Consider the following 10,131-nt stretch of genomic DNA (forward strand, 5'->3'; position numbering starts at 1 on the left):
GCCAGTTTTTGTTGACCACTATATATATTCAATGCATTGACTATGGGGTTTCCCACAAATAATAATATTGTTCTCAATTACTGGAGGAGTATTACGCGTATAAAAATATCATGAAACAATAGATTGTCCGTAAAACGCCACAGCCTGTGCATATAGATCCATCGAATCATCCCAGAGATCTCTTGAGTTATGGGAGCGTACTTCCGAGATATATATTTCGTTATTTTCTTCCGAAAAAATTGCTGATTCATGATTACCAATTGCACCATGTAAAGGATTAGTCCACCCACTAAATAATAAAAATCCCCATTCCTGAAAAAGCCCAGAATTTACTTCACGTTTTATATCATGATATGATTCGATTTCCAGTTCATCGTAAGGGACATTGTTGATATCGCGGCGGGCAGGGAAAGTGCCTTTTTCATCCACAACCCACTTCCATGCGCTGCAGAATCCATCCCAGGTTTCGACATGTGGTTTAAAGAAGCGAAGAGGTTTAATTACATATGCTGAAATATATTTGTCTGTAACCTTATTAGTGGCAAAAATGACAAATGTTTTACCAATGCAATTTTCATCAATATCTTTTGAAAATGACACTACGCCGTCCTGATTTACAGTAACTGTGTTGTCTCCTGCATTGGTAGAAACACTCCAGTCTACCGTATTATTATAGACAACATCATTATCAACCATCATCTGAAATGTTGCCCCAGGGAATAATGTTTTTGGGAAAGACCCATTAGTCATATCTTTTTTCATATCGAAATCATAGTAATTCACCCGAACACCAGTAACTTTTGGCATAATAAATTCCTTAATTGTTTAATTGAAATAGGCTTAATAAACATAATCGGCAAAGAGATATTATTATTTTTATACAGATAAGTGCTGTCATTTATTGGTTATAAAACCATCAGCTTCGAGAATTAATTCAGCCTAAAAAATAAACTGCTATTACTTTTATCGTAATAACATCTTGTATGAGCGACTTTATGCTTCTTCCTGATGGCATCTGGATTTGGCTGTTTCGCCACAGCGTCTATGGAATGGGATATGTTCCGGGTATGGGGAATCATAATCGACTCTACTTATTAAAATGTACCTTTGAAAAAGTAGATTTTCTGAATGCCACTTGTGTGGCACACTTATGCCAATTTTTTACGTAGCGCATCTGACGTTTTTCGCTGTTGTGAGGTCTTTGTATGACCCATCTTCCCGACAATGATCCTGAGATGAATAATTTTCAGCAACTCGTTCCCTCAGAACCCGAGTTATGGCCAACATCTGTAGAAAGCGAGCATCTCCTTAATCCGGTAAGGGCATACTTGCTTTCTCTTAACTCACCGCGCAGTCGGCAAACGATGGCATCTTTTCTGGGCATCGTTGCCAGAATGTTGGGGGCGGCCAATGCGGAGACTTGCCCCTGGGGCAGTTTACGCCGACACCACATCATGGCGGTTGCTGAATTGCTACGGGATACGGGCAGGGCAACGGCGACAATCAATACCTATTTGTCTGCACTTAAAGGCGTAGCGAAAGAGGCCTGGATGTTGAAGCTTATGGATGTCGAAAGCTTCCAGCACATTCTTGCCGTACGTAATTTTCGCGGAAGTAAACTTCAACGAGGTCGGGCATTGCACCGAGAAGAGATCCGGCAGTTATTTCAGGTCTGCGAAACCGATCGTAGCTGTCGTGGCCCCAGAGACGCTGCGATGTTGGGAGTGTTGTTAGGCTGTGGATTGCGTCGTTCTGAGGCCGTAGGGCTTAATATAAGTGACATTGTCACTTATGAACGCGCATTGCGTGTCTTAGGAAAAGGGAATAAAGAACGGCTGGCTTATATGCCGGAAGGGACATGGGTAAGATTACAGACCTGGATTGAACAGGTAAGGGGAGATGCACCGGGACCGTTGTTTACGCGCATCCGCCGTTTTGATGATGTGACCTGCGCAAGACTCACTGACCAGGCGGTTTATCACATATTGCAGGTGAGGCAGCGAGAGGCAGGAATTGAAAAATGCGCCCCTCACGATCTGCGAAGAACGTTTGCTACTGCGTTGCTTGAAAACGGCGAAGACTTAATCACGGTAAAAGATGCGATGGGTCATGCCAGTGTCACAACAACGCAAAAATACGATCGCCGTGGCGAGCAACGGCTTCGTCGCGCCCGCGACAAACTGAATTTTGATTAGCGCTTCCCCGGAGCCTGTTTAGGATTCTGTGTAAATGCCTTTTCTCAGAAGTGACCGTCCAGGCGGTCACCGAACTCGATAATAAAGCGGCTCATTGCCATTCGCCAGTCCTTCAACGGCATCGTCCATTTCTGGGACGCAGACTGGATTGCCAGCCACACCACTTTTTTCACCGAGTCGTCTGTCGGGAACACTTTACGCTTTTTGATCGCATGGCGGATCACGCTGTTTAGCGACTCGATGGCATTCGTCGTATAGATCACTTTGCGGATGTCCGTTGGATAAGCGAAGAACGTGGCAAGATTCGGCCAGCCACATACCCAGCAGTTCTTTCTGACCTTCGATATTGATGCCCAGTGCCAGGAACACCGATTTGTTGATGACGCGACTGTCCTGCCGAACTTTCAGGACGATACAGTCAAGATAAACAATGGGGTAAACAGCATCCAGTGGTCGGTTTTGCCATTCTACAACCTGCTCCATCACGGCATCGGTAACCTTTGATATCAGTGCCGGTGAAACATCTGCGTCATACAGTTCTTTGAACGCAGCAGCTATCTCACGGGTGGTCATCCCTTTGGCATACAACGAGAGGATCTGGTTATCCATCCCGGTAATACGGGTCTGATTTTTCTTTACCAGTTGTGGTTCGAAGGTACCGTCACGATCGCGCGGAGTACGCAGTTCCAGTGGACCGTCGCCTGTGATAACGGTCTTTGTGGAATAACTGTTGCGGGAGTTAGCTCCTGGTCTGGACTGATTTTTCTCATACCCAAGATGGTGTGTCATCTCTGCATTGAGAGCGGCTTCAACGCTGAGCTTTTTCAGCAGCCGATCAAACTGACTGAGGTCTTCAGGGGTTTTGAGGTTTTTGGCCAGTTCGTTAGCCAGAGCCTGTAACTGTTTTTCGTCCATAAATTAACCTTCATTTGATGCTGGATTGAACATATCAAAATCAGGCAATTACACAAATCTATGTACAGGCTCCTTCCCGTTTTCTGACAGAGTGCGTTTTGTTCATGCCGGATGCGGCGTAAACGCCTTATCCGGCCATAAAATCGCGCAAATTCAATATATTGCTTTGATATGTAGGCCTGATAAGCGTAGCGCATCAGGCAATGTTAGCGCCAACTGTACTTAATCCCCAGCATTCCTTGAGTGTTGCTATAGCCTTTGTCACCTGTTTGTACACCAACGTTGCCCCAGATGCTCAGATTAGCATTCACTTTACCTTCCACCCCGGTGCGGATTTCGCCCAGATTACGCACGCCGTCACGACTGATGCTTACGCCATCCATCTTCACACCAAAGGTTTCGGTATTGTGGATCCAGTTTACTTCCACGAATGGCTGCAACTCACGCTGCTTACTATCATCCATTTTGTGATGACTGTTCAGGTACGTTCTCACACCCAGACGCGTCTGGATGTTACCATCGCCCTGAGTTTCAATACGGGTCCCATCGTTGCGGTTGTGCGCATTGTCCTTCACGCCCATCCAGGTAACCTGTGCCTGCGGCTGGATATACCAGGTGTTCAGCGTGCTCCGACTGCCGGAAAACTCTCCGGATTTCAGGGTATAACCCGCTTCCAGTGAGGCAGTCAGTCCTTTCGAACTGTAACTGTCGCTGGCGCGGTTATCTGCTGCCACACTGTTATTAAACCAGTTGTACAACATCCCGCTATCGACATACGCCCCGGTTTTATCCGCCTCATTCTGGTTCCAGGTTCCGTACAGCCCGGCGCTGTAACCGTTGATACGTCCGTCAGAGCCGTAACCGGCGCGGTCGCTGCGGGTATTGCTGCGCGCGTTTGCATAACCTCCCATCACCCCCAAATGCCAGCGGTCGGTGCCGTCGGTACTCCACTGTGTGATATCACCCCCCAGTTGCAGCACATAACGGTTGCTCTGCGTTTTCAACTGACCGTCACCGACAACAGAACGTTCATGACCGCCGACATGGCGCATCCACATGCTGGCTGCCAGTCCGTCCTCTTTTAGCGCGTCGGTGTAGTGCGGTTCACCAAGACGATCGTGCAGACGGTGGTTAAACAGCGTGTTCGCGACTGAAATATTGCTGATATAACTACCCGCTTCCGGGCGCAGCGCGTCTGGTGCCATCGGATCCACTACCGGTGGTTTGACCGGAGCCTCCGGTACAACGGGTCGAACAGGTAAAACGGGACCTTTCCACTTACTGGTGAGATACCAGTTTTGCGCCGCACTGTCAGTGCCTTTCGCCAACGTATAAACATAAGCGCCAGCTTCCACAGTGCCGGTGGTCAGGGCGAAGTGACCGGTAGAGCTGCCGTCAACATGAACCAGTTCAATACCGTTGTCAGTCTGTTTACCCACGCCCCCGACATTATGCACCGCAACCCTGGTGTTACCGACCGTATCGCCGTGAACAATGAGCTTGTCGGTTTGAGAATCGTCGCCCCCCAGTTCCGTGTTCATCACAATCAGACCGTCATTGCCAGTGTAGTTGCCCGCCACGGTCAGGGTTTTGAAATCATTATCGTTAGGTGCGGAAATCGAGATCGTTCCGGCACTGCTCAGATCGTTGACCTTTGAAGCAGCTGTCATGTTCCAGCGGCTGGCAGCATCAATATCGACATTCGCCGGGTCGATCCATCCGGTCAGTTGTGCGCCGTTTTGCAGAGTCAGTCGGCTGCCGTTATTACCAATAATATTGCTGGTCAGTTGCGCGCCACCGTTGGCACCATCAAAGACAAGCTCCCCCGCATTAATCTCAGTATCTGTGATCCAGGCCGTCTGTCCCGCCAGCGTCAGGCTGCCATCACCGTTCTTGATGAAGCGGCCGCCAGCTACATTGCCATCGATGATGTCACCGTCAAAACGCGAATTATCACTGTCCGTGGCGTTAACGGCGATCAGCGATGCGCCGTTCAGCATCACAACGCCACCGCTGCCGCTCAGGCGGTTAGCCTGCTGATTGTTGCCGTTCAGATCGAGTACACCACCGTTGACGATAATATCGCTACTGCTGTTCAGTGTGTCGGCGATAGCGGTCCGCAGTGTGCCTTCATTAACAGTCGTGCTACCGGTATAGCCGTTGATGGCGGAGAATATCAGCGTACCGCCACCAGTTTTGCTGAGGCTTTTGCCGTCCCAGCCGAAACCATACGCGGTGGAGTTCAGATTATCTTGCAGTGCGTCTCCCAGGGTAAAGCTGTGACTGTCCGTTACGTTGAACGTACCGTGAGCACTGGAGTCTTCGGTGTTTAACCAGACCAGACCAAACTGCGCAATAACATTTTTGCTGTCGTCATCTTTCTTCGCCCATCCGATCAGAAAATGGTCTGTATCGACATAATCCTGCAAAGCCTGTCCTGCGACGGTATAGCTGAAATCGCCGCTAATCCCGTTCCGGGTGCGGATAAGGATATACAGATTCTCATCAGAAACAGGGGCATAGCCGGAGATATCCAGCGTATTGTTCCCGGTAAGCTGGAGAGTATCGGCGCTCAGTGCCGGGTCACTGGCAATATCAACCTGCGCGGTTACACCGCTGCCAAAATTTGCGTCCGCAGCGACAATCAGCGTTTCACCGGCATCAACTTTCAGCGTACCGCCAGACATATCCAACCGGTTAGCGCCTACGGAATTAGCAATCTGCAGCTCACCACTGCCTGATTTATTCAGCGTCTGGACGTTTTCCAGCGTACCGGCAATCATGGCGCGATCGGTGATCGACAGGTTTTCGCCGCTGTTGCCCATCGTCATTAACGCGTTATGTTGGATATCCAGTGAACTGAAACTCTGCGCCATGTTCTGCGCGTTCAGTGTTCCTTCTTTGACATTGAATCCACCTGTGTTGAGGAACTGATTGGCGTTAGCCGTAGATAAGGTTCCCGTGCCGATCTTTTCCAGTTTGCCAGGGCCGGACAGGACTCCGCCGAGTGTCAGTTTATCGGCTCCGTCGGTTTCAATCGCTACCGTGTCACCTGCTGCAGTACCAATCAGCCGACTACCGGCATTCAGATTCAATTTGCTGTCGCCATTGCTCTTAATCAGCGAGCCATCGGCGAAATTCATGGTGCCGGATGAAAGCACATTCACGGTATTCGCCGCCGTGCTGGTTGACAATAAAGTGGCACCGTCCCGCAATGTAAACCGCGTGCTGCTGGTGTTTATGCCATACTGAGCATTGTCTTTCAGTTCCAGGACACCACCATAAACGGTGGTATTGGCATAAATCCGCGATTGCGTATTTTGAGAACCAGGTGTGAAATCTTCGCCACTAAAAGTCACTTTCCCATCGGTAGCATCGCTGCCGTTGGTGGTATTAATTCCAACAATGACATTTATTGCCACGCCAGTGGAGTTGAAACTGGTTATCGGATCACGAAACAGAATCTGACGCCCAGCGTCAGCAGCAATATTCAACACACCATTCGGCTGGCGGATATTAATCGCATTGGCAACCGCATATGTCATATTGGGCGTTAAGAGATTTCCGACCCCGGTGAAATTATTATAGAACTGAATATCGCTATTTTTCGCATGTAGCAGACTCGTGCCGGTAAAATTCGCGCTGTTGCCGATAAGAATAGCGCCTGCATACTGGCCATTGGAATAGTTTCCATGCACTTTCATACCATCGATACCGTTCGTCTCCATCACCAGTCCGGTCTGTGCAACGATAGCTCCCGCAGTATCCCTGACAGCCCGGTTACCATAGATATCGGCATTACCATACAACTGCACACTTCCGTCAGAAAATAATCCGCCACCCGAACTTATTGCGCTGTTATTACCGATAATAATGGAGGCGTCTGTACCACTGAAAATCAAATTGCCCGAGTCATGTAACCGAATAACACCGCCGGCAATAGCGTGATTGACATTATTGGTCAGCGTTACGTTGCCTTCAAATATAATGTTGGCGTTAGTGGTATCTATCGCGGGGTCATAGGAGTAGGCGCTGTTATTGTCAAAAACAACAGTACCGTTCGCACCACGGAAAAGCACATCTGAATTTGAGATGATAAGGCCACGATAGCCATTATTGGCACGGTTATCGACAAAACGGAGCTGACTGCCATTGCCGAGTTCATACACAATTCCCGAAGCAGTCCCGGAATTATAAACAGCTCCCCCTGTGGAGTTGCTTATTGTCATATCAATACCGTCCAGCAGCTTAATCACTGCTCTTCGAGTTCCACTCAGACTAATTAAGTTAACGGCATTACCGGTGGCATTAAACAACCAACTGTCTGTCCCCAGTGGCGTATTGCGGTCAACAATAAGCGTTGCCGGAGAAGAGCTCGTACCATTAAAAATGAGATCACTTAAACGCGTTGTCTGATTTGCGCCAGTGCCATAGATTTGTGACAGATAGACGCTCTCTCCCGGCAGAATCGACACCGTTGCGGCGAGCGACGAAGTAACACAGTTTAGTGTCAATACGAAAACAACCAGCGTCATCGCAAAGCCGGCCAGCATACGACGTCCGGTTCGTTTTCCCCGACTCTTTGCAAACTCCGATACCGCGACCCAGACGCCAGTAGATTCGTTACGGACAACATTGAATACGTTGTTCATGTTATACATCCTTTAATTAAATGAACCACTCCATCTGGTACATTATTTCTATAACATTTTACTTAAGGACTACAGATTTCTTTTATAAATAAAAGAAGTAATATTCTTATTTGTAGAGATAGATATCTTAAAAATCAAACCGCAAAAGCTCACTGATGAAATAATGCAATGCTCAGATAGACAAGAAACTAACGGTTAATGTAACAGTACCTGCATAATTATAAAAACATAATCTCTTTATAAGTACTTGTTTTAATAAAGGTGCGGTATTAATTACCCACATCATCAATTGGTGTCATAACGGTAAGCCGCAACAGATGGTGTACGGTTATTATTTTATAGCATCATACTAAGTGTGAGCAATGAACAAAGCACAGGATAATACAATGTCACCTAAAGTAATTAATACCACGTACAAAAAGATAGAGAAAGATGGGCTGACTATGACTATAAGTCAACGGAAAGGCCCAGTCTGCGCAACCCTCTATTCACCGGATGGAAGTAATCTTAAGAATAACCACATTTATTATCTGATTAAAATTTTTGACGCTGAAAATAATCCAATAAAAAAAAGCCCCTTCAAATATCATGTTGATGTGGTCACCAAAAATGACTGGTCCACACTTGATACTCATCCAATACTCAAAATATCCTATGAGGGTGACGCAAAGAAATTACAACAGGATAGTTATGGCTTTTATAATACAGAAACAGATCAGAATGGAGAATTTTTATTTGGTATTTTGCCCTTCCTTACTCTGAACAACGCAGAAACTCTGATAGAAAAAACAATGGTACCTTATGTACAAAGTATAACTCTTACCTTTTATCTTGGTGATATCAGTACCGATCTTGTCGTTGAAACTCCATATAATTTAGATTTACGCACATATGACGCAGTAGACATGGTTGTCAATAGTACTGGTGATTTCCGTGATTTAACTGATACAGTCACATTAATTCCTGGCGGGAATATATGTTGTAATCGTAAAGTATGTTTTTGTTTTAGCGGGGAACTGGAATGTGAAGTAGCCTCCTCCATAGAGGGGGTAGCTATTATGGATGTGGATAAAAATAATCAGGTAACGATGCCCTTTACAGAAGAGGAAATTGCCAATCGTGAAGTCTGGGCATATGCAAGTTTTGCATGGTGTGCGATGTCCCCACTGCGCATCCGCGAAGCCAATTCATCCCGGCTGCTGCATATCAGCCCGCAAAACAACTGCAATATTTTTCCCGGACAGACGCTATATGCCACGTTTCAGTATCAACTGAAAGCCGGTGAACATTTTTCCGGAACCGAGTGTCCCTTTGCATTAAACCGGGGGAATTTTTATCCTCCTGAAATCTCCTGGTGGCAGGACGGCAATACCTTATATGGCGGCTGCTTACTGACTGTGGATGACAGCCTGATGAAAGGTGACCGCCTGTCGTGGACGGTTTCCTGCTGCCTTGATAATAGTGGAATCCCGGTTACCTCTGAAACCGTGACCTGGAATGTAGCCTGGGATGCCGATATTGATGTTGACGTCACTTTTGCTGCCGATACACCGGTGTTAATTGATTACAGCAATGACAGCACGCGACCGTTATCCTCACGTCCTGCTATGGCCTGGCGGCTGACCGTGCCGGGACTAAGAAACACCCAGGCCTGTTTTTACCCCCTCGTGACCCGCATTACCGAAGATGCCATCATCAGCGATGCATCGTTCAGTGAAATTGTCCCCTGTGCGACAGACAGAACCAGTGGGGATTATTTTTACGTCATGCTGGACGACCTGGGGAGCGCCGTCATTAACGTGCAGCCCCGGGAAAACCGCACGCTGCTTACCGCGTTCAGCGCCGGGATTTATGGCGTCGGGACGATGGTCAACACCGCGAACTTTTTTATCAACAGTGCCTGGGAGGCCGCGACGGCGCCAGCTGTCAGCGTGGCAGAAGGGCAGAACCCTCAGGCGCGCCCCGGTGATGACAGCTATGGCCTGGCGACATTCCCGCTGCTTTCGAACTGGGAGGCGGTGAAGGAGCACGACCTGCTGGGCGGCGCGGTGTATCTATTTGCCGGAAAAGAGATACAGAAAAAGAACCACTACACGCCGCTGACGTTACTGGGAAAAACGCAGATCCCGCTTAAAGCCAGTGGTGGCGCGCCCGATATCGCCCTGTATTTTACCGAATCTAATTTCGAGGCCGGAAAGACCTATTACATCCATGCCTGTCTTGTCGAAAATGCCTATCTGCACAAGGGGGTGAATTATCTCCGTCTGCAGGAAATCAAATTTGAAATTCCGCAGGACCAGCCTGCCGCACCGGACGGGGTGAAGCGGACCTATCGTGCACCGGAATTCGTCTGTAAAGACGGCGCGGTT

General features: G+C 47.9%; 3 protein-coding genes and 2 pseudogenes. 2 read left to right on the forward strand and 3 right to left on the reverse strand.

The window, feature by feature from the left end:
• Positions 1–108: 108 nt before the first annotated feature.
• Positions 109–807 (reverse strand): hypothetical protein, encoded by a 699-nt coding sequence (locus D9742_RS22605; RefSeq protein WP_130210293.1) that lies wholly within the window; start codon positions 805–807, stop codon positions 109–111.
• A 398-nt stretch (positions 808–1,205) separates the two neighbouring features.
• Between D9742_RS22605 and D9742_RS22610 the strand changes: the two genes are divergently transcribed.
• The gene (locus D9742_RS22610) at positions 1,206–2,195 is read left to right on the forward strand and encodes a tyrosine-type recombinase/integrase (protein WP_130238302.1); all 990 of its coding nucleotides are present in this window, start codon (positions 1,206–1,208) and stop codon (positions 2,193–2,195) included.
• A 44-nt stretch (positions 2,196–2,239) separates the two neighbouring features.
• Here D9742_RS22610 and D9742_RS22615 read toward each other — a convergent pair.
• Together D9742_RS22615 and D9742_RS23745 are read right to left on the reverse strand one after the other, a co-directional pair.
• Positions 2,240–3,110 (reverse strand): annotated as a pseudogene (locus tag D9742_RS22615) (IS256 family transposase).
• A gap of 206 nt (positions 3,111–3,316) precedes the next feature.
• Positions 3,317–7,750, reverse strand: a pseudogene (locus tag D9742_RS23745) (autotransporter outer membrane beta-barrel domain-containing protein); the annotation flags it as partial.
• A gap of 398 nt (positions 7,751–8,148) precedes the next feature.
• Between D9742_RS23745 and D9742_RS22630 the strand changes: the two are divergent.
• A partial coding sequence (locus tag D9742_RS22630) for a hypothetical protein (RefSeq protein WP_130238305.1) occupies positions 8,149–10,131 on the forward strand: 1,983 nt, incomplete at its 3' end.

The organism is Escherichia sp. E1V33 (assembly GCF_004211955.1).
Taxonomy (GTDB): domain Bacteria; phylum Pseudomonadota; class Gammaproteobacteria; order Enterobacterales; family Enterobacteriaceae; genus Escherichia.

What these genes read in the sequence shown, in the direction of transcription:
- D9742_RS22605 (WP_130210293.1), bottom strand. Translation starts at nt 807, where the DNA reads ATGCCAAAAGTTACTGGTGTTCGGGTGAATTACTATGATTTCGATATG.
- D9742_RS22610 (WP_130238302.1), top strand. Translation starts at nt 1,206, where the DNA reads ATGACCCATCTTCCCGACAATGATCCTGAGATGAATAATTTTCAGCAA.